Raw genomic sequence first — 20,630 nt, 5'->3', positions numbered from 1 at the left:
ACCCTCTGATACGTCCTCCCGAAAGGCGGCCTGAACAACCGCCTTTCTTTTTTATTGTTAACCTCTGAGCAGAGACAGCGCACCTTGCGGGCGGGCGTTCGCCTGAGTCAGGATGGTACTGGATGCCTGCTGCAGTATGTTGAACTGAGTCAGGTTAGCCGTTTCAACCGCAAAGTCGGCATCTCTCACGCGGGAGCGGGCCGCGGAAACATTCTCGGAGATGTTGGACTGGTTGCGAATGGTTGACTCCAGTCGGTTCTGTACGGCACCCAGTTCGGCTCGCTTGGAGTCTACCTGACGGATCAACTTGTCAATCCCGCCCAATACAGACTGGGCATTGGTCGAGGTACTGATATCGACCAGAGTCGCAGCCCCTGAACCTGTGGTAGCCAGGGTCGAACCAGAAGCCGTCTTCAAACCATCTACCGAGAAGGAGAAAGAGAGTTTGAAGGAGATGATCTGGTTGGCATCGGAACCGACCTGAATATTCACCCCTGCGGCAACGGCGGCATTACCGTCGGTAGCAGTTTCTTGCCACCGAAGGTGGTGTCGTTGGATACCCGGGTAATCTCTTGGGAGAGTTGATCCACCTCTTGTTGCAGAGCCTGACGATCGGCCGTCGTATTGGTGCCGTTGGCAGACTGGGACGAGAGGGTCCGCATACGTTGCAGCATGCCGGTGATCTCTTCCATCGCACCTTCAGCAGTCTGAGCCATGGCGATACCGTCATTTGCATTACGGTTACCCTGGTTGAGACCATTAATCTGAGAGGTCATACGGTTTGATATTTGCAGACCAGCCGCATCATCTTTTGCGCTATTAATGCGCAGACCAGAAGAGAGACGCTGATATGCGGTGTCCAGCCCCATATTATTACCACGAAGCTGACGTTGAGCATTGATGCTCGATACGTTGGTATTAACGTACATACTCATGACTATTCTCCTAAGCTTAAAACAGATCTTTTATTTTTTATTTTTAGCCAGTCATTTATCTGACTTAACTTTGTATCGGCGGCCTATCTGATTCCTTTAGCTTTTTTTAGCAACTTCTTTCAAGAACAGATTGATAACCACCATGTTCACTGTATCGACCCAGCACAGATTTCCTTTAGCAAAAAATCAAAAACCCGCCTGAAAGCGGGTTTTTTCTGTACAAATAAGCGTTATCGAATGTAGTCAAAGAGCGTCAAACGTCCGATCCGGCTAAATGCCGTCTGTGAGGCACTCAAGGCCGCCTCTTCTGTCGCAATCGCCGCAATGACCTCATAGATGTCGGCTTCTGATACCTTGGCCCTCACCGTCTTGTTAAAGACGTCCAGAGAGGAGTTGGAGTCCATCACCTGTTTTAGGTTGTTCAACCGGGCCCCGACATCGCCTTGAGCCCTGTCGATGCGAAGCCTTGCATTATCCAGATGCACCAGGCCATCGGCAGCCTTGGCCAACAGCTCATCCTGCACGACGGTCGGATCCTGCAATGCTTCGATAAAACTCTGCATACCGTTGAGAATGTTGTCGTTTTTGGGTACGTCCAGGCCAAATCCCAGGGGGGCTCCTCCGATGGCGCCGGTCACCTTCAACTCCATACCATTGAAGGCAACCGTGCCTTCGGCCGAGAGGTCCCCGGACTGGATGACAGCTCCGCCCCCATCTTTGATCTGATAGGTATTGGGTGTTCCGGCTGTCGTTTCCAGCGTGAAGTTATTCCCGCCGACAGGGTTGTAGTTCTGTTGATAATAATTATCGAACTGCCCTTGGTCAGATATTTTTACGCTCAAGCCAGCCGAACCAGAACTTGCGGTTCTTCGAGTAGGCACAGATTCAAATATTCCCAATCCATTGTCATTTGCAGGGATGGCGACGGTGGGGGATATCTGTATAAAACGTTGCCCCGTGTCCCCTTGGAATACATAGTTCCCCGACGCGTCCTTGACATAGGGCTGCTTCTGGCTCTGATTACCACCGAAGATATAGTCCCCTTGGGCATTCTTGGTATTAATCAGATCAAACATCTGCTTTTGCAGACCAGACAATTCACTTGCAATGGAGTTACGATCATCCTGACTCAGCACACCACTATTTGACTTCAGGATCAGTGTTCGAGCACTCATCATGGTCGAGTTGAGTGCATCGAGAATAGTATCCTCATGGCTCAGGCTATTTTCTAATAGTCCACCATTGATACTGTACTGCTTGTAGAGATCGATCTCGTTGGTCAGTTCAAGCTTCTGGTTCATCCCTGCCGGGTCTTGTCCCGCCGTCTTGAACTTGTCCCCCGTCTGCCACTGCTCATAGGCATTGTTCAGCCGCTCATTAGAAGAGGTCAACGAGGAGAGGTTACGGTTGTAAATCATGTTAGTGGTGACACGCATAATGATTACCTCACCGCCGACAGTATGGTGTCAAAGATGGTCTTGGCCGTCGATACCACCTGAGCCGATGCCGAATAGGCCTGCTGATAACGGATCAAATTGGCCGCCTCTTCCTCGAGGTTGACCCCGGAGGTACTCTCGAAGAGCGTCTGGCTCTGGAGCAGCTTGGCCTTGCTGGCCTCCATGCTAATCTTGGCCTGACTGGCTTTGTTACCAATATTGACGACGATGGAAGAGCTCGCTTCTCCAAACGTCATCTTGTCATCACTCGATGCACTGCTCTGTTTTCTCACCAGGTCTTTACTCTGGAGATCAGCCAGCTTCAAGCCATTTTCGTTGTTGGCAAAACCATCCCGGTTGTATGCAATGTTGAATTGGTCCGTCGGCTTCACTTTTCCGGTAATACTGAAGTCATAACCGGGGACAGACTGGGGATTGGCATATACAAGTGTCCCGCCCGCATCTTTCAACTCTGCAAGAATATTTTGACCATTGGTGGATGCCGGTGCCGTCCCTATCAAGGTGGTGCCATCACCGGCATAAACCTGGTAGTCACCGTTCGCCGCGATTTTGATCACTTGAGGAGCGGTCGGATCCAGGTTGTTCGCCGCCAATGCCGAGCCGGTGCCCGTGTTGAACACACCGTTGATGGTGATAGCGCCATTTCCCTGGTTTTGACTATTGGCATCAGCCTTGAGTGGAGACGCCAGGGCCAGATCTTCACCACGGGTAATAATCTTTTCTATCCCGCTGGCGGCCTGCTTGGTGGGTTGGAACAGCAGTCTGTCCCCTGAGGCCGGGGCACCAGTGAAGTCGAGCTGAATCCCCTGCCCTGCTATTTCATAGCTGTTGGGAGGCATGCTGCCTGTCCCCACAGACGTCGGTTTCCCGTCTGCCCCTATGCTAAATACCTCAAACGCACCAGCGGCACCAAACTTGACCTCATAGTCAAAAGGCATCACCTGAGAACCTTTGCCGGGCACAAAAGAGGCAGTACCCTGCACCGATCCGGTATTACTTTTGTATTCCAACCCTTTTGCGCTGGTCAGCGAGAAGATATCCCCGCCAATTTCATTGTCGAGATCCATCCCGAGGCGGTTCTGCTGATTCATCGCATCGGCGATCGATACCGCCAGCTGCCCCAACTCACGTTTGGTGGGCTCCAGATCCGCTCTGGCCTGGAACAGGCCTCCCAGACTTCCCCCCAGAGTGGTGGAATCGATCTGGCTGGTACTGTTGCCCAGTTGCCAGTTAATTTCACTCATCCGCGAATCAGGCTCGCCCGGAATAACCGACATCTGGGCATATGAACCGGCCAACACCAGTGACTGGCCATTGGCCATATTGATCAAGACGCTGCCATTCGGTTGGTTCACCGTCCGAACATCCATCATCTCCGAGAGCTGACGAATAGCATCATCACGCTGATCAAACAGCATGATGTTCTCTTCGGTCGCACCATTGGTCTTGACGATGGCCTCGTTTAATTCATTGATACTCTTGAGAAGCCCATTGACCTTATCCACATTGTCGGAAATCCGGCTGTTGATATTGTCGGTCTGTTTATCCAGGCGAGCCGATTGAGAATGGAAACGGCTCACCATGTTATCGATCTCGGAGAGGGTATTGGTTCTGGCAAACAGGTCGCTCGGAGACTCATTGGCATTATGCAGAGCATTGAAATAGGAGGTGATCGTAGTACCCACACTGTTGGCCTTGTCACTGAGCATGCTGTCGGTCAACGAGAGCTGCTCATAACGACTGTTGGCAAATGCCATCGAAGAGGTGTCACGACGAAACTCAGAGAGGGCATACTGATTGATCACCCTCTCGGTAACATTGTCACCAACGCCCCAACCGTACCCGTTGGTATAGAGCAGGGTCCGTTCACGTACGTACCCCTGACTGTTGACGTTGACGATGTTGTTACTGGTCGTCTGCAACATGCGCTGTTGAGCCAATACTCCTGAGGTACCGATTGAGAGCAGGTCATAGGCCATGTATCAAGACTCCGTTTCCGTGTACTGGGTGATGGCATCGCTGCGCAACACCTGTTTCAACTTGCGCGCATAGTGGGGGTCGGTGGCATAACCGGCCGCCTGCAGCGCTTCAAAATAGCGGTCCGGGTTATCCGCTTTGGCCAAAGCACCACGATAGCGACTGCCCGACGTGAGGAAATCAACATAATCGTTGAAGCTCTCCTCAAACGATTCATAAGAGCGAAACGCAGCCTTCTGTCTGGAAGGGGTCCCCTTCTCATACTCGAGCGTGCTGACCACCGCCTTGGGCCCCTCCCAACGGGGATCGGCCTTGATACCAAACAGGTTGTGGGTCACTTCGCCATCTCCGTTACGGATCACCCGCTTGCCCCATCCGCTCTCGAGTGCCGCCTGGGCAACCAGTACTGCGGGGCTCAACCCCAGCTTGGCGGCCGCTTTCTTGGCCATCGGCATCAGCCGATGCACAAATTCGGACGGTGAATCAAAGCGGGAGGCCCCGGCTGTGACACCTTTACTCTCATCGGCCTGTCCCATGGGGGGGATGGCTCTCATGGTGTGGACCTTGGCCGGTATGCCTCTGGCCTCTTTCTCAGCAAAATCTTTGCCAAGTTTCTCACCGAGCTGTTTCTGCTCTTCGAGGTTGAGGGCATAGGGCTTATAGACCTGCTCGGTACGCTCCGGCATACGCAAGGTGCGGCCGTCATCGTGGCGAAATGTCTTGGGCGAGAGCTGGCGAACCACCATGTCGGCGATACCCAGCCCCCCCTTGCTGGCCATATCGGCAACCCGCTGCTGATCGAGCATCCCCTCATAAAACTGGGTATAGCTGCTGTTCATGGGGTTGTCTTGTGTCAGTGCGGCCCCCGCCTGACGCATCCCCTGAAACAGGGTCTGACTGAAGATGGCTTCAAATTGCCCGGCGGCGGCACGAAGCGCCTGCTCCTGTCCCTGGCTGCTGTTGCTCAGCTGACGCAGCTTGTCCAGGTTCTGAACATCCTGCACCAGACCCAGATTGACCCCTTGGTTGTCGATGCCTGCCATGGTATGCCTCACTTCTTGCCGCCGGTGGCAACCTCTTGCCACCCTCTTCTTACAAAATTACCAGTTCACCCTGGATGGCCCCTGCCTGCTGCAGCGCCTCCAGAATCGCCATCAGATCTCCCGGCGCCACGCCCACCTGATTGACTGCCCGTACCAGGTCATCGAGGGTAGCCCCCGTGTCGAGCTTGAACATTCGACCATCTTCCTGCTGCACATTGATGGTGGAGTTATTGGTCACCGTCGTCTCTCCTCCCGCCAACGGATTGGGTTGGGAGACCTGCTGGTTTTCGGCGATGGTCACCGTCAATCCCCCGTGGCTGATGGCGGCCGGCTTGAGGCGAACCTCTTTGCCGATGACGATGGTGCCGGTACGGGAGTTGACGATGATCTTGGCGGCCTCATCCGCCGGGTCCACTTCCAGATTCTCAAGGGTCGAGAGATAGGAGACCCGCTGCGCCGGATCCCGGGGGGCATAGACCTTGACCGAGGTCGCGTCGAGGGCCTGCGCCGTATTGGGTCCAACCAGCGCATTGATGGCATCGGAGACCCGACGTGCGGTGGTAAAGTCGGCACGCATCAGATTAAAGGTGATGGTATCCCCCTGGCTGAAGGCATTGGGAACCTCACGCTCCACGGTAGCGCCATTGGCGATACGCCCCACTGTCGGGGTGTTGATCACCACCTTGGAGCCATCGGCCCCCTCGGCACCTAGGCCGCCGACAACCAGACTCCCCTGGGCCACTGCGTAGACACGCCCGTCCAACCCCTTGAGAAAGGTCTGCAGCAAGGTGCCGCCCCGCAGGCTCTTGGCCTCACCAATGGCCGAGACGGTGATATCGATGGTCTGCCCTGGCTTGGCAAACGGAGGAAGATCCGCATGAACCGCCACGGGTGCCACATCCTTGATCTTGGGCTTGAGATTATCCGGGACCTTGATACCAAAGTTGTTGAGCATGGTACGGAAGGTCTGCTCGGTAAAGGCGTTGTTCTTCTCCCCCGTACCGGGCAGACCGACCACAAGGCCATAACCAAGCAGCTGGTTGTTGCGCACCCCTTCAACCGAGGTGATGTCCTTGATACGGGTTGCCTGAGCGCTTAACGGGAGCACCAGACACAGGCCCAGCATGATGAATTGATGTAGACGCATACTGCCTCCTACAGGGGCCACCAGGGGCCGTTGAAGAAACTGGTGAGCCATCCCTGCTCCTGGCTGTTGGCAAGATCGCCGGTGCCACCGTAGTAGATACGGGCATTGGCCACCCGCTGGGAGGAGACAGAGTTATCCGAGGTGACATCTTCAGGGCGAATCACCCCTGTGATGCGAATATACTCGTTGCCGTTGTTAAGCATGATCCACTTCTCCCCGCGCACCATGAGATTTCCGTTGGGAAGCACCTTATAGACACTCACCGAGATGCTGCCCTGCAGACTGTTACTCTGATCCGCCTTGGCCTGACCCTTGAAGGCGGCATTCTGGCCGATGGAGGCAGAGAGATCATAGGGGCTGGCCGTCACCGGGATCCCGCCCAACTGAACCGGATCCAGATTGAATTTGTTGTCCTTGCCCGACTGGGTATTGGCCTTCTTGGAGGCAGAGGTCGACTCGATGAGCTCTATGGTGATGAGATCACCCACCTTGTGAGCCTTGATATCCGAATAGATGCTATTGATCTGATCCGGCTGGAAGATGGCGCCGGTCGGACGAACGGAGACGGGATCGCTCTCCGGATAGACGGGAGCAAATCCGGGATCATCCGGCCTGGGAGTGTTGGGGGTAGAGGTACAACCGGCCAGCAACAGGCACCCTAGCATCCATACGGCTTTCATGACAGCACTCCCATTACAACCTTTGGGTCAGATAAGACATCATTGAATCGACGGCCGAGATCACCTTGGAGTTCATCTCGTAGACTCGCTGAGCCTGGATCAGGTTCACCAACTCCTCTGTCACGTTGACGTTGGAGCTCTCGAGCATCCCTTGCTTGATGACCCCCAGGCCATCGGCACCTGCCGTTCCCTGAATGGGAGCACCACTGGCCTGGGTCTCCAGGAAGAGGTTCTCCCCCATGGGCTGCAACCCGCTGGCATTCACGAAGTCATTGATATTGATCTGTCCCACGACCTGGCTCTGACCATCACCCGCCAGCTTCACCGAGACCTGACCGTCACTGCCCACCGTCACGCTCTGGGCATTCTCGGGGATCTGGATCTCGGGCTGCAGCCGGTAACCGTTGCCTGGCGTGACTATGGTCCCCTCCTCGTTGAGGGTGAACTGACCGTTACGGGTATAGGCAGAGCTACCGTCAGGTAACTGCACCTCGAAGTAACCGCGACCACTGACCATCAGATCCAGGGCGTTGTCGGTGGTCTGTACGTTACCCTGCCCATGGTTCTTCTGGGTGGCCACCACCTTGGCACCGGCCCCCAGCATCAAGCCGGAGGGAAGTGTCGTGTCAGCCGAAGAGCGCCCACCGGGTTGGTTGATGTTCTGGTAGAGCAGATCTTCGAAGATGGCTCTCCCTTTCTTGAAGCCCACCGTGCTCGCGTTGGCGAGGTTGTTGGAGGTGACGCTGATATTGACCTGCTGAGCGTCCAGCCCGGTCTTGCTGATCCAGAGTGCAGGATTCATGGTGTACTCCTTGGTTAACCGAGACGCAGCAACTGGGTGTGCGCTTCATCATTCTCTTCGGCCGTCTTCATCATCTTGATCTGGGTCTCAAACTGGCGCTGCAGACGGATCAGGTTGGTCATCTCATCGACCACATTGACATTGCTCCCCTCCAGGGAGCCGGCAATCAGGCCCACACCGGCTGATGCCGGCTCTTTGGCGCCATCCTTGCGGCGAAACAGGCCATCAGCCCCCTTCTCCACCGCATCACTGGCCGGACGAACCAACTTGATACGCTGAAAATCCTCCAGGAGGTTGGGCGCAGCTCCTTCGGGACGCGCATTGATGGTGCCATCACGATTGATCTCTATCTTCTCGAGCGGCAGCGGCAAGACGACGGGGTTGCCGGCATCGTCAACCACATTGAGTCCGGTTGAGGTCTGCAGGTTCCCGGTCGCACTCAGCTGCAGGTTACCCATGCGGGTAAAGGCTTCACCTCCCTTGGGATCCTGTACCACCAGCCAACCCGGTCCATCGAGGGCTACATCGAGATCACGCCCCGTGGTCATCAACATGCCGTGCTCCAGGTTCTGGCCTGGCCGCTCGGTCTTGGCAAACACCCGCGACGGCAATCCGTCGCCAAAGGCCTGCATGCTACGAGCCTGTTCAAAGTCTGACTTGAAGCCGACCGTATTGGCATTGGCCAGGTTGTTGCTTCGCACGGCCAGGCTGTTCATGTTCTCCTTGGCCCCTGACATGGCGATATAGAGCAGATGATCCATGGCACTCCTCACTGGCAGAGATCATGTGGTTGGCAACATCCATGCAGAAGTGATGCCAACTTAAATATCAAAATGTAAGCCATTAATTTATAAACAAAAAAAGGGCGCCATCGCGCCCTTGGTGTCAGTTCTATGACGATCAGCGGATCTGCAATATGGTCTGCTGCAGGGTGCTGTTTACCTCCAGAGCGCGGGAGTTGGCCTGGAAGTTACGCTGCGCCGTGATGAGGTTCACCAGCTGGGAGGTCAGATCCACGTTGGACTGCTCGAGAGCCGCAGAGCGGATAGAGCCAAAGGTACCGGTGTTGGGGGTACCCGGCTGCCCGTCACCGGAGAGCAGTGACTGTTGCCAGGAGGTATCCCCAATCTGGCTCAATCCTTGTGCGTTGGCGAACTTGGCCATGGCCACCATGGCCACCTTGGCCGTCGTCGCATTACTGTAGGTTGCAGAGACGATCCCGTTAGGGGAGATCTCGACCTTGGTCAGACGACCCACGGTCGAGCCATCCTGACTCAGGCTGTTTACCTCAAAAGGAGAGGCAAACTGAGTCACGGTGCCGAACTTGATCTCGACCTGCTGGGTACCATCGGCGCCGTTGTTGATAACACCGGCCCCCGATGGGTTATTTGGTGCCGGAGCTGCGCCACCAGCAGGCGCCCCCAGAGGTTCGGTTTTGATTTGGGCCGGCGTAATGGCATTAACCTTACCGTCGGTGGTGAACTCTATCGTGGCCCCCAGCGGTTGCTGGGTGGCCGGAGCAACCGGCGTGGTCGCCACCCCGCCGACGATATCGATAGGCTTGTCGTTGGAGTAGAGGAACATACGCCAGGTTGTCGGGATCTTGGCTTGACCTGTGCCCGTATCCAGCTCTTTGACAAAATACTTGGTGACCGTATAGGGCTCACCCAAGGAGTCGTAGACGACCACAGAGGTTGACGAGGAGTAGGTCTTGGAGTCTTTCGGATCAAATTTACCTACATCCAGCGCATCTGTATTCGATGGCAGGTTAAACGAGGCATTGACCGTGGTGGTACGCACCGGCTCACCCGCCTTGTCGGGGATCTGAATCGGCTTGGTCGCATTGAGACTCACCGCCTTGGGGGTGCCATCATCGTTGATCTCGTAACCCTGCAGGAAGTTCCCCTGATTGTTGACGATGTAACTGTTGGCATCGAGCTTGAACGCACCGGCACGGGTGAAGGTACGATCGAGATTATCCTTGCCGTCGGAGAGCACAAAGAAACCATTACCCTGAACCGCCAGATCGAGCGGGTTCTCGGTAAACTTGAGCGCCCCTTGCTGAAACTGCTGTGCCACGGCACCGGTCGTCACACCATTACCTACCTGGGTTCTGGAGTTGACGAAGATGGAGTTGGCATAGACATCGGCAAACTCGGCACGGGACTCCTTGAAGCCGATGGTGTTGACGTTGGCAATGTTATTGGAGGTGACGTTCAGATCTTTTTGTGCCGCACTGACACCACTGAGCGCGTTATTAAAGGACATGACAGTTCTCCTTTAGAGGGTTCGGCTGCTGCCGTTGTTGCTCTCCGGCGGCGTCGTGGGAGTTCCGGAGCTGTTACCGCTGATCTGCAGGATATCGGTCAGACGGATCGGCCCGAGCCCCTTCAGATTAACGAGAGTTGGATTATTGGCGTTACCCAGGGTGACGCTGTCGACCTTGGCATAGGTGAGTGCGGGGAAGGTTTCGACCTTGTTATTCACAGTACCGCTGACCGTGACTTGATATTTGCCGGCCGGCAACGCCTTGCCGTCCTTGTCTTTGCCATCCCAGGCAAAGTCCACATTTCCTTTGTGCTCGCCAGCCATACCAATTTCACGGACCACCTGCCCCGACTCGTTCTTGATGGTCACCTTGAGATTGCTGGCATGATCGCCTACGGCAATGACACCGTTGATCGCTCCCCCTTCTTGCAGGTAGCCGGTATCGGACGGCACCAGTACCTGCTGGCCCACCAGAGAAGAAGCTTGCAGCGCCTGGCTGGAGGTCATTACTGAGTTGAGCCCCCCGATCGCGGTATTGAGACGGTTGATGCCATCGGTCGTGGCCATGGACGACATCTGGGCGATCATCTGGGAGTTGTCCACCGGCTTGAAGGGATCCTGATAGGAGAGCTGCATGGTCAGCATCTTCATAAAATCAGCCTGATCCAGCTCCTTCTTGGGCGTCTTGCCAGTCGGAGTGCTGCCACTGGGTAGCGTCCCCGAGGTAGAGGTGGCATTCGCCGTCGAAAACGCACTATTAAGGCTATTAATATCGGCCATGAATTACTCCCCCTCAGCCTTTGCCCATATTGAGGGTCTGCTGCAGCATCTTCTTTGCCGCATCTGCCACCTGCACATTAGTCTGATAACTGCGTGAGGCGCTGATCATATCGGTCATCTCCTCCACCATGTTGACGTTGGGCTTGTAAATAAAACCGTCTTTGTCCGCCAGAGGATGATTGGGATTAAACTCCTTGAGCAGGGGAGCATCACTCTCCACTATGCCCTTGATATCCACCCCGACGGAGGACTGTTTGTCAGACATGGCCTGCTCCAGCTGAGCGGCAAAAACTGGCCGGCGTGCGCGGTAAGTTTTGTCAACACTGGAGCTCACGCTATCGGCGTTTGCCATATTGCTGGCCACGGTATTGAGACGCACCGACTGGGCACTCATGGCAGAGCCAGCGATATCAAAGACCTTGAACAGACTCATCACTGATCTCCCTTCAGGGCCTTGAGCAAACCCGAGATCTTGCTGTTCATAAACTCCAGCGAAGTCTGGTACTCGAGGCTGTTTTGCATGTAATCGCTACGTTCTTGCTGCAGATCCACCGTGTTGCCATCACCCGTATCAGGTTGCAGGGGCGAACGATATTGAAGTGCGGCGCCCCCCCCCAGCGAGAGGGGAATGTGCCGCTCATTGGTCGTGGCGAGTGCAAAGCCCTGACCCGACTTGGCCTCTTTGAGCGCATCTGCAAAGTTGAGATCCCGAGCCTTGAAGCCCGGAGTATCTGCATTGGCGATATTACTGGCGATCACCTCGGCACGTCGGGAACGGATCCCCAGCGTGTATTGATGAACTCCGAATGCCTTGTCGAATGATATGGCCATGACACACCTCCTGCTTGCTCAATGAGCAGCAAGAGGCATGCCAAGATCTACACGAAGGGATTATTTGACTTTATAGACGATGCCGGGATTGCAGCGCACCATCTCGAAACGATCGGTCAGGCCTGCCAGTGATTCGGATGCACCAAGCATCAGATAGCCACCCGGATTCAGGCTGCTTGCAAACTGATTGAGGATCTTGGATTTGACCTCGGGTGAGAAATAGATAAGCACATTTCTGCAGAAGATAATGTCAAACTTACCGAGCAGGCTGTAGCTCTCCAGCAGATTGAGGTAGCGAAAAGATGTCAATTTTCTGACTCGCTCAACCACCCTCATCTTGTTATCTCCGTGAGGCTCGAAGAACATCTTCTTGCGCTCGGGAGAGAGGCCACGTGCCAGAGCAAGGCTGTCATAGATCCCCTCCTTGCACTGATTGAGCATGGAGGCCGAGATATCGGTGCCCACGATCTGTACCCCGCCCGGCAGGGTGCCCGGCTTTTTCATCTGCTGCTCAATGGCCGTCATGGCGATAGAGTAAGGCTCCTGGCCCGAGGATGATGCCGCAGACCAGATTTTTACCACTCGCCCGCTCTTGCCCAGTTCGGGAAAGAGTTTCTCGGTCAACAGCTGGAAAGGGTAAGTATCACGAAACCACAAGGTTTCATTGGTGGTCATGGCATCAACGACCGCCATCTTCAGGTCACGCTCACGAATGTTCATGGAGCGTGTGATCAGCTCGTCCAGACTCGCAGCCCCGTGCTGACTCAACAAGGGGGAGAGGCGACTTTTGACCAGATACTGTTTGTTATCACCCAGTACAATACCGCTCTGGCTCTCCAGAAAGGCACTGAACTGTTTGTATACATCATCTGACAGTGTCTTCATTCAGTTCTTTCTTCTTTGTCTAGAGTGCATTCTGGACCGCTTTGGCCAATACATCGGGCTGGAACTTGGCGATAAAATCGTTGGCCCCCACCTTTTGCACCATGGCCTGGTTGAATACACCACTGAGGGAAGTGTGCAGGATAACATGTAAATCCTTGAGCGCAGGATTGTTACGGATCTCTGCTGTGAAGGTATATCCGTCCATCTCGGGCATCTCGATATCCGAGATCACCAACGCAATCTGATCCCTGATAGGGCCCTGCTTTGACATGTCGATCAGCATGTCGAGTGCCTCACGACCATCTTTGGCCAGGATGCACTTCATACCGATAGCCTCGAGTGCCCGTTGCACCTGTTTGCGAGCCACCGAGGAATCATCGGCCACCAACACGGGGCGATCTGCCGGGGGAAGGGCTGCACTGGCCTCACGGATCTCCTCGCTCACATCGGTGGAGATGGGAGAGATCTCGTTGAGGATCTTTTCTACGTCAAGGATCTCGACCAACTCACCATCGACCTCAGTGACCGCTGTCATGTAGTTGATACGTCCAGCCCCCTTGGGGGGAGGCAGGATAGATTCCCAATTCATATTGATGATGCGTTCGACCGAGTTGACCAGGAAACCCTGCACCGACCGGTTGTACTCGGCAATGATCATAAAACACTTGGTCAGATCGGCAATGGGACGGCCACCGGTGGCCATGCTGAGATCGATGACCGAAATCGTCTGGCCCCGAATGTGCGCAACACCGCGAATACAGTGATGGATTTTTGGCATCACGGTGAGCGGCGGACATTGCAGTACCTCGCGAACCTTGAAGACGTTAATTCCGAACCGTTGACGACCATTAAGCCGAAACAGCAGCAACTCCAGTCGGTTCTGACCCACCAACTGGGTTCTCTGGTTGACCGAGTCCAGAATACTGGCCATAGGAAGCTCCCTTAACAAAGCATTGGCACCATTCATGCATGGGCATTTGAGACTGCTTGGCGTCAAAGTTCAGTTACCCGTCTTTGAGCAAGCATAGTTAATTGATCTGATGTGGGTTAACAATTTCTTTATCGGCCAGCTGTTTCAAATGATTAGCAAGCTTTTGTTCTTACTCTTGATTCCGGCCTGTGCCGTGGCGCAGGTGGCAGAATCCACCATCAGCAGACTGCAGAGTGCGGCCGAAGGCTTCGTGCTGGCCAACATAGAGAGCGCCCCCACTGCCAGGATTGATGTCAAGGCTGGCCCCATCGATAACCGGCTGCCCTTGAGCGAATGCATTGAGCATCTGTCGGTTACCCTGCCCGGCAACATGACGATCCGCCGCAACACGACGGTCTACCTGAAATGCGAAGAGCAGCCGACGTGGGATCTCTACCTTCCCGTCAGAGTGTCGGTTCAGAAGCCCTTTGTGACCGTCACCGAAGTGGTCGGCAAGGGAGAGCTATTGACCGCCGACAAGTTGACCATCACCTATCAGGATGAGCAGATGCTGCGCGGTGACTACGCCCTCGAGCCGGAGCGCCTCTATGGGGCGCGTAGCAAGCGAGAGCTGCGACCGGGACAACCGGTGCGGACCAGCCAACTCTGTGTCATCTGTAAAGGCGACCAGATCACCCTGGTTGCTCAAACGGAAAATTTACAAATAAAATCAATGGTCAGTGCCTTGCAAGATGGAAGCTTCGGAGACATGATCCGTGTCACCAACCTTCACTCAGGTCGCGAGGTCAAGGCCAAGGTGATCGCCGTCGGCCAGGCCGTAATCGTACTGCATTAATTTTGCTAAAGGTTGCTCGCCGAACGCCGATATACTGGGTAAGCAAGACTCAGCAGACGAAGGATTAGATTATGGCTATCAACAACATCAACAACTTGGCTAACAGTCGCCTGCAAAGCAGCGGCACTGGCCAGTCTGCCGCCAACAAGGCAGGAAACGGCGTTGCAAGCGATAGCCGTACCAGCGCAACACGCCAGGATTCGGTCTCTCTGACCAGCGAAGCACAGCAATTACAGCAGATGCAAAAGACACTCTCCAGCGGGGCCGGTGGCAACGAAAGCCGTGTCGAGAGCCTCAAGAAGGCAATCGCCTCGGGTGAATATCAGGTCGACAGCCAGCGGGTAGCCAAGAAGATGGCCTCCTTCGAGGGACAACTGGACAAGTTGCTCGGATGAACGACCTTCCTTCTCTGCTGACGCTTCAAAGTACCCATCTTGCGGATATGCTGACGCTGCTCAAAGAGGAACACGCCCTCCTCGAGCAGCGTCAGGCGCTCTCTCTCCCCGATCTCCTCAAACGCAAGCAGGAGCTGGCCAACCAGATCCAGGCCATCGACCACCTGATTGCCGCACAACCCGACATCAAGACGGTGTTGAGCCGTTTTCAGAACGAGATCAACAGTTTGACCACGCAGCTACAGGCCTGTCAGGAACAAAATGACATCAACGGCAAGCTGCTCGAGCTCAACATCACCGCCAACCGCCGTCTCGCAGGCTTGCTCACCCAGCTCAAAGATCGCAGCAGTCTCACCTACGACGCCAAGGGTAATACCCACGCGGGCACTCGTACCCGCGGTATCAAAGCCTGATCCTCACAACACCAGCTCGGCGATAACATCTCCCGACGCGACCTCGAGGATCTGCATTCTCCCCTCCTCATACCAACCGAAACTGGCCGGCCACTCCCCACGGGGGAAGGTGATCGATCCCGGATTGAGCCGTACTCGAGTTCCTTGCGATTCCAATTGGGGAACATGGGTATGACCACTGATATAGAGTGAGCCATCAGGCAACGAAACCTCATCGGGGCGATAGAGATGGCCGTGGGTCACAAACCAGCGCCGCCCGTCTACCAGCATCTGGTTATAGGGGGCGGTGCAGGGAAAACGCAGCAACATCTGATCGACCTCGGAATCGCAGTTACCGCGCACCGCGATCATCTGCCCGGCCCGCTCGTTGAGGCGGTCGGCCACGGCAGCAGGCTGATACCCCTCGGGAACCGGGTTGCGGGGTCCATGATTGAGCAGGTCGCCGAGCAGGACAATATGGTCCGGCGCCCGCCGCTCAAGATGGGCCAATACGCGCGCCAGTGCAGGCAAGCAACCGTGTATGTCGGCTAACAGGGCAATCTTCATCATCATTACCTCACTGCTTGATGAAATAGAGATCCTTGGAGGCGACCTCTCCCTTGAGATTTTGAGTCGGCAGCCCCCGCAGGGCGGGATCCACCAGCCGCATCTGGTGATAGTGATAGATGGGGATAATCGGCTGATCCGCCAGCAAGCGCCGCTCTGCCTCCTGATAGAGACGGGTCCGCCCGGCCTCATCCAGGGTGTTCGATGCCTGATCCAGCAACGCATCGTAGCCGGGGTTACAGTAGCCGCTCTCGTTTTGCGGATCACCACAGCGAAAGAGATTGAGCAGCGCCGAAGGCTCTACATAATCACCAAAGGCAAAGGAGCGGGCTATGGTGAAGTCCCCGCTATCCTTGGCCTCCTGATAGGCATCCCACTCCCTGCCACGCAAGGCCAGCTCGACTCCCAGCGGTTTCCACATGGCGGCGACGGCAAGCGCCATTTTTTTCTGAAGCTCAGAGTGGTTGTAGGTCAATGAGAGATGCAAGGGGTGATCGGGCCCGATCCCTGCCCGCTTGAGCAGCGCTGCCGCCTGCCTGAGCCGCTCGGCACGGGGCAAGTCCGCCTCCTCTCTGGCGGCGGCCACATAACCCGGCATGGGCGGCAGCAGAGACCAGGCGATCTGCTCCCCCTGCCCCGTCACGTATTGGGTCAGCACCTCCCGGTCGATGGCCAGGGAGAGCGCTCGCCGGACCTCGATACGGGCCAATTCGGGGCGCTGCAGGTTGAAACTGTAGAGGTAGGTGCCAAAGAGGGGGAGCCGCCAGAGGCGCTCGGGGGCCGCTTGCAAGATCTGCTGGTAATACTCGGGTTGCACCCGGTGCGTCATTTGAATGCGGCCCGCCTCGTAGCCCAGCCGCTCTTCGTTGAGGGAAGAGAGGGGCAAATAGTTCACCTGCCCGATGCGACCACTGGCCGGATCCCAATAATGGGGGTTACGGGTGAGTTCGATCCGTTCATTGGGTATCCAGGCACTCAGGCGGTAAGCGCCGTTGCTCACCATGTGGGCTGGCTGGGTCCAGGCTCTGCCAAAACGACCGATCACCGCGCCCGGAAGGGGCACAAACGCGCGCTGACTCAGCAGATGCAAAAGATAAGGCACGGGTCGCTCCAGGGTGACCCGCAACACCTGCTCACTCTCGGCCTCAACGCCGAGATCCGTCGGTGCCAGTGCCCCCCCATAAATGGCCGCCGCATTGTTGATGCCTGTCGCCAACATCAGGGAAGCTGACGCCGAGGCCGTGGCCGGGTCGATGAGACGGCGCCAGGCATAGACAAAGTCCGACGCCCCCAAGGGCTCTCCATTGGACCAGCGCAAACCGGGTCGCAAGAAGAAACGCCATACCAGACCATCGTCACTCTGCTCCCAACGCAGGGCCTGAGCAGGCGCTATCCCCCCCTCGCCACTCTCGCTCACCAGCCCCTCGAACAGATCCGTCAGGATCGCCTCGGCGGCAAAGCCGCTGCGCATCTGTGCCGGATCAAGTGAATCCGGCTCTGCCCCATTCCCTCTGACCAGAACCTGCCGCTCCGGTTGGGGGATGGGTGTTGTCGCCGACTCGGCCGCCAGCAACTGGCCAGCCACCAGCAATACCACGCCATAGAGTCCGGAAATTCGCACCTTACTACCTCTCACCACATCACTGAATCCCATCAACCACCACGATGGCGCTTGTTCTACCAACGGCGGGGCCGTATTGTAGCGGGCTCGCGCCGAAGAGGGAGTCCTTCGGGCATATTTCAGGAGTTTTTTTATGGGTTACGAGTGGTGCGCCCTGGCAGCAGCCACCCTGTGGGCCATCGCCGCCCTCATCTCGGTCAAGCCGGCCCGCCATCTGGGCGCGTTCGCCTACAGCCGCTGGCGCATGTTGATGGTGACGCTGATGCTGGGGTTTGGCAGCCTGCTAACCGGTGGCTGGCAGAGCCTGCCACTCGGCGCCTGGCCCACCCTGGCTCTCTCCGGCCTTATCGGCATCTTCATCGGCGACACAGCCCTGTTTGCCTGCATGAACCGCCTGGGGCCACGCCGCAGCGGTCTGCTCTTCTCCTGCCACGCCCTCTTCTCGGCCCTGCTCGGGGTCTGGTTGTTTAGCGAGACACTGGCCGGCCCTCGCCTTTGGGGAGCCGCGCTGGTGCTCTGCGGCGTCTGGCTCGCCATCACCTTCGGGCGGCGCGGTCAGGGCCATGAGTGGGAGACGGTTCGCGGCTCTCTGCTGACCGGCGTCGGGCTCGGCCTGCTGGCGGCCCTGTGCCAGAGCAGCAGTGCCGTCATCGCCAAGCCAGTGATGAGCGATCCGACCATAGACCCCATTACCGCCTCCCTGGCCCGGATGTCGGCAGCCCTCATGGCCCACAGCCTGCTACGATGGCTACGCATTCCATTGACCATGCCGCTGCGCCCCCTCAACCGGGAAATCCTCGGCCTTATCAGCCTCAACGGTTTTCTGGCCATGGCTCTGGGTATGACCCTGATCCTGGTCGCCCTGCGCTATGGAGACGTGGGCATGGTCTCCATCCTCTCCTCCACCACCCCGGTGGTACTGCTGCCCCTGCTCTGGTGGCACACCGGTCAACGGCCGGCTCTGCCCGCCTGGCTGGGCGCCCTGCTCACCTCGGGCGGCATCGCCCTGGTGCTCGGCACCTGAATACGAAAGGGCCCCGCAGTGCGGGGCCCTGGCCATCAGAAGACGGCAATCTCGTCAGCCGTCAGCTCACGATACTCGCCGGGTGCCAGATCGTCATCCAGACGCAGCGCCCCGATCTGTTCGCGGTGCAGACCGACCACCTTGTTGCCGACCGCGGCGAACATCCGCTTGACCTGGTGGTACTTGCCTTCGTGGATGGTCAGGCGAGCCTCACACTCCCCAAGGATCTCGAGCCGGGCGGGACGGGTCTTCTCTTTCTCCGAGCGCAGCAGGATGCCTTGTGCAAACTGCTCGGTAGTTCCCGGCGCGATCGGATCGGCCAGCCAGACGTGATAGGTCTTGGCACACTCGTGGCGCGGTGAGGTGATGCGGTGCGACCACTGGCCATCATCCGTGATGAGCACCAGCCCGGTGGTATCGAGGTCGAGTCGGCCCACCACGTGCAACTTGCCCATGGAGGGTTCATCCATCAGGAAGAAAACCGTGGGGTGATCCGGATCGTCGTTGGAGCAAACATAGCCCTCGGGCTTGTGCAGCATGAAGTAGCGCTGACGCAGGCAGAGGGTAAGCTCGATGCCATCGAACTCGATGAGACTCTGCTCATCGATATGGAAGGCGGGCTGCTTGATCACCTCGCCATCGACCTTGACCTCCCCCTGACGAATGACCTTGCCCGCCTGGGAGCGCGTCAAATCTGAACAATCACAGATAAATTTATCGAGACGCATCAGCTTCCCCGTGATCCTGTCGCTATATAAAAGGTCCGACATTATACGGCGTGACCACGACAACTCCAGCGATGGATAAATGCGGTTTACCAGTCGCATCATGTTAAACTTCTTCACAGTGATCTCACTTAACGGCGCAACCTGCGACACCATTCATGACCCGTGCGAATTCACTCATTACCCTTCCCGTCTCCACACTGCGTCCCGGCATGTATGTCGTTGAAATCGTCCGGCAAAGTGGTAGCAAGGCGATCTCCAGCAGAGGATTTGTGCGCACCCCCCATCAGATCACGGCGTTGATCAACTCTGGGGTTCTCGAGGTCACGGTCGATCTCTCCCGCAGTCGCCTGGAAGAGCAAAACCCCCTTCCCGCAGAAAACGAAGCCGCCACCGAGCGCAACGAGCGCAGTCGTGAGGCCGGGGCACTGCGGATCCGGCGTCTCTACAAAGAGGCACGCACCCTGCAAGTGAAGCTGCTCAGCCAGCTCAAACAAGGGGAGCCCATCGACATAGCCCCCCTTGCGCAAGTGGCCGAGGAGATGGTCGATACCATGTTCACCCATGGGGATGCCATGCTCTGCCTCGCCCGCATCCGCGCCAAGGATGCCTATCTCATGGAGCACTCCATGAACGTGGCCATCCTGCTGGCCAACTTCGGGCGCTATCTCGGGCTTGAGCGCACGACCCTGCAGGAGCTGACCCTGGGTGGACTGCTGCACGACGTGGGCAAGATCATGACTCCGGACGCCATCCTCAACAAGCCGGGCAAGCTGACCGACGAAGAGTTCGCGATCATGCGCCAGCACGTGGTACACAGTCGCGAGATTTTGAGTGAAACACCGGGGATCACCCCCGTCATGCTGGAGGTGGCAGGCAACCATCATGAGCGGCTGGATGGAAGCGGTTACCCGCTGGGGCTCAAGGGGGAAGCCCTGTCACTGCATAGCCGCATGAGCGGCATTGTCGATGTCTACGATGCCTTGACGGCGGATCGCGTCTACAAGGCAGGGATGCAGCCCACCCAGGCTTTTCGCATCCTGCTCAAGGGAGCGGGAACCCACTTCGATACCGAGCTGGTACAGAAGTTTATCAAGTGCCTGGGCGTCTATCCGGTCGGTACTCTGGTTCTGCTCTCCAACCAGAGGCTGGCCATCGTCATGGAGCGTAACGACGAAGAGCCCCTGAAGCCTCTGGTCAAGGTGATCTACCACGCTACCGCGCGCCACTATCTGGATGTGAAACTGCTCGATCTGACCCGCTCGACCGAGACCATAGAGGCGGTAGTAGAGCCCCGTGACTACGGCATCTCTCTCGAGAAATTTATCTCCTGAG

The 20,630-nt window shown here is 56.7% G+C and carries 21 protein-coding genes and 1 pseudogene; 5 read left to right on the top strand and 17 right to left on the bottom strand.

What is annotated here, in order from left to right; all coding sequences use genetic code 11:
• Positions 1 to 57: 57 nt before the first annotated feature.
• The 14 genes and pseudogenes from BN1133_RS00970 to BN1133_RS00905 all read right to left on the bottom strand — a co-directional run bounded on the left by BN1133_RS00970 (position 58) and on the right by BN1133_RS00905 (position 13,736).
• A pseudogene (locus BN1133_RS00970) lies at positions 58 to 935 on the bottom strand (flagellin N-terminal helical domain-containing protein).
• 230 nt (positions 936 to 1,165) lie between these two features.
• Entirely contained in the window at positions 1,166 to 2,371 is a 1,206-nt protein-coding gene (flgL, locus tag BN1133_RS00965) for a flagellar hook-associated protein FlgL (protein WP_050664690.1), read from the bottom strand.
• A gap of 5 nt (positions 2,372 to 2,376) precedes the next feature.
• Positions 2,377 to 4,371 carry a flagellar hook-associated protein FlgK gene (flgK, locus tag BN1133_RS00960; RefSeq protein WP_050664689.1) on the bottom strand — a complete coding sequence of 665 codons (1,995 nt, stop codon included), beginning with the start codon at positions 4,369 to 4,371 and terminating at the stop codon, positions 2,377 to 2,379.
• A 3-nt stretch (positions 4,372 to 4,374) separates the two neighbouring features.
• Entirely contained in the window at positions 4,375 to 5,412 is a 1,038-nt protein-coding gene (gene flgJ, locus BN1133_RS00955) for a flagellar assembly peptidoglycan hydrolase FlgJ (RefSeq protein ID WP_050664688.1), read from the bottom strand.
• Positions 5,413 to 5,461: 49 nt separating this feature from the next.
• Complete coding sequence (locus BN1133_RS00950) at positions 5,462 to 6,559, bottom strand: flagellar basal body P-ring protein FlgI (protein ID WP_050664687.1); 1,098 nt, start codon at positions 6,557 to 6,559, stop codon at positions 5,462 to 5,464.
• 8 nt (positions 6,560 to 6,567) lie between these two features.
• On the bottom strand, positions 6,568 to 7,239 hold the full coding sequence (flgH, locus tag BN1133_RS00945; RefSeq protein WP_050664686.1) for a flagellar basal body L-ring protein FlgH: 672 nt from the start codon (positions 7,237 to 7,239) through the stop codon (positions 6,568 to 6,570).
• A 13-nt stretch (positions 7,240 to 7,252) separates the two neighbouring features.
• Complete coding sequence (flgG, locus tag BN1133_RS00940; RefSeq protein ID WP_050664685.1) at positions 7,253 to 8,041, bottom strand: flagellar basal-body rod protein FlgG; 789 nt, start codon at positions 8,039 to 8,041, stop codon at positions 7,253 to 7,255.
• A 14-nt stretch (positions 8,042 to 8,055) separates the two neighbouring features.
• Entirely contained in the window at positions 8,056 to 8,802 is a 747-nt protein-coding gene (flgF, locus tag BN1133_RS00935) for a flagellar basal-body rod protein FlgF (protein WP_050664684.1), read from the bottom strand.
• A 139-nt stretch (positions 8,803 to 8,941) separates the two neighbouring features.
• Positions 8,942 to 10,309, bottom strand: a complete 1,368-nt coding sequence (flgE, locus tag BN1133_RS00930; RefSeq protein ID WP_050664683.1) for a flagellar hook protein FlgE — start codon at positions 10,307 to 10,309, stop codon at positions 8,942 to 8,944.
• Positions 10,310 to 10,321: 12 nt separating this feature from the next.
• Complete coding sequence (locus BN1133_RS00925; protein ID WP_050664682.1) at positions 10,322 to 11,089, bottom strand: flagellar hook assembly protein FlgD; 768 nt, start codon at positions 11,087 to 11,089, stop codon at positions 10,322 to 10,324.
• Positions 11,090 to 11,102: 13 nt separating this feature from the next.
• Positions 11,103 to 11,522: a flagellar basal body rod protein FlgC gene (gene flgC, locus BN1133_RS00920; protein ID WP_050664681.1), complete on the bottom strand. Its 420-nt coding sequence runs from the start codon at positions 11,520 to 11,522 to the stop codon at positions 11,103 to 11,105.
• Positions 11,522 to 11,920, bottom strand: coding sequence for a flagellar basal body rod protein FlgB (gene flgB / locus BN1133_RS00915; protein WP_050664680.1), 399 nt, complete (start codon positions 11,918 to 11,920; stop codon positions 11,522 to 11,524). Before flgB ends, flgC begins: the two co-directional genes overlap by 1 nt.
• A 60-nt stretch (positions 11,921 to 11,980) precedes the next feature.
• Complete coding sequence (locus tag BN1133_RS00910) at positions 11,981 to 12,805, bottom strand: CheR family methyltransferase (RefSeq protein WP_050664679.1); 825 nt, start codon at positions 12,803 to 12,805, stop codon at positions 11,981 to 11,983.
• Between the two features lie 19 nt (positions 12,806 to 12,824).
• Complete coding sequence (locus tag BN1133_RS00905) at positions 12,825 to 13,736, bottom strand: chemotaxis protein CheV (RefSeq protein ID WP_050664678.1); 912 nt, start codon at positions 13,734 to 13,736, stop codon at positions 12,825 to 12,827.
• 226 nt (positions 13,737 to 13,962) lie between these two features.
• Here BN1133_RS00905 and flgA point away from each other — a divergent pair, with 226 nt between their 5' ends.
• From flgA to flgN, 3 genes are all read left to right on the top strand, one after another.
• Entirely contained in the window at positions 13,963 to 14,571 is a 609-nt protein-coding gene (gene flgA / locus BN1133_RS00900) for a flagellar basal body P-ring formation chaperone FlgA (RefSeq protein ID WP_050664719.1), read from the top strand.
• 71 nt (positions 14,572 to 14,642) lie between these two features.
• A complete protein-coding gene (gene flgM / locus BN1133_RS00895; RefSeq protein WP_050664677.1) occupies positions 14,643 to 14,966 on the top strand; it encodes a flagellar biosynthesis anti-sigma factor FlgM in 324 nt (107 codons plus the stop codon).
• Positions 14,963 to 15,379 carry a flagellar protein FlgN gene (gene flgN / locus BN1133_RS00890; RefSeq protein WP_050664676.1) on the top strand — a complete coding sequence of 139 codons (417 nt, stop codon included), beginning with the start codon at positions 14,963 to 14,965 and terminating at the stop codon, positions 15,377 to 15,379. Before flgM ends, flgN begins: the two co-directional genes overlap by 4 nt.
• A gap of 3 nt (positions 15,380 to 15,382) precedes the next feature.
• Here flgN and yfcE read toward each other — a convergent pair whose 3' ends face one another.
• On the bottom strand, positions 15,383 to 15,925 hold the full coding sequence (gene yfcE, locus BN1133_RS00885) for a phosphodiesterase (protein ID WP_050664718.1): 543 nt from the start codon (positions 15,923 to 15,925) through the stop codon (positions 15,383 to 15,385).
• Positions 15,926 to 15,935: 10 nt separating this feature from the next.
• A complete protein-coding gene (locus tag BN1133_RS00880) occupies positions 15,936 to 17,513 on the bottom strand; it encodes a peptide ABC transporter substrate-binding protein (protein WP_231686219.1) in 1,578 nt (525 codons plus the stop codon).
• A 166-nt stretch (positions 17,514 to 17,679) separates the two neighbouring features.
• On the opposite strand from BN1133_RS00880, the gene BN1133_RS00875 reads away from it, so the two are divergent.
• The gene (locus BN1133_RS00875) at positions 17,680 to 18,570 is read left to right on the top strand and encodes a DMT family transporter (RefSeq protein ID WP_050664674.1); all 891 of its coding nucleotides are present in this window, start codon (positions 17,680 to 17,682) and stop codon (positions 18,568 to 18,570) included.
• 35 nt (positions 18,571 to 18,605) lie between these two features.
• Here the strand turns inward: BN1133_RS00875 and rsuA are convergent, their stop codons facing one another.
• Complete coding sequence (gene rsuA, locus BN1133_RS00870; protein ID WP_050664673.1) at positions 18,606 to 19,298, bottom strand: 16S rRNA pseudouridine(516) synthase RsuA; 693 nt, start codon at positions 19,296 to 19,298, stop codon at positions 18,606 to 18,608.
• A 155-nt stretch (positions 19,299 to 19,453) separates the two neighbouring features.
• Here rsuA and BN1133_RS00865 point away from each other — a divergent pair, with 155 nt between their 5' ends.
• Complete coding sequence (locus BN1133_RS00865) at positions 19,454 to 20,629, top strand: HD-GYP domain-containing protein (RefSeq protein ID WP_050664672.1); 1,176 nt, start codon at positions 19,454 to 19,456, stop codon at positions 20,627 to 20,629.
• Position 20,630 lies beyond the last annotated feature (1 nt).

The organism is Aeromonas schubertii, assembly GCF_000820105.1.
Taxonomy (GTDB): Bacteria; Pseudomonadota; Gammaproteobacteria; order Enterobacterales; family Aeromonadaceae; genus Aeromonas; species Aeromonas schubertii.
This window is presented reverse-complemented; position numbering and strand designations above follow the sequence as displayed.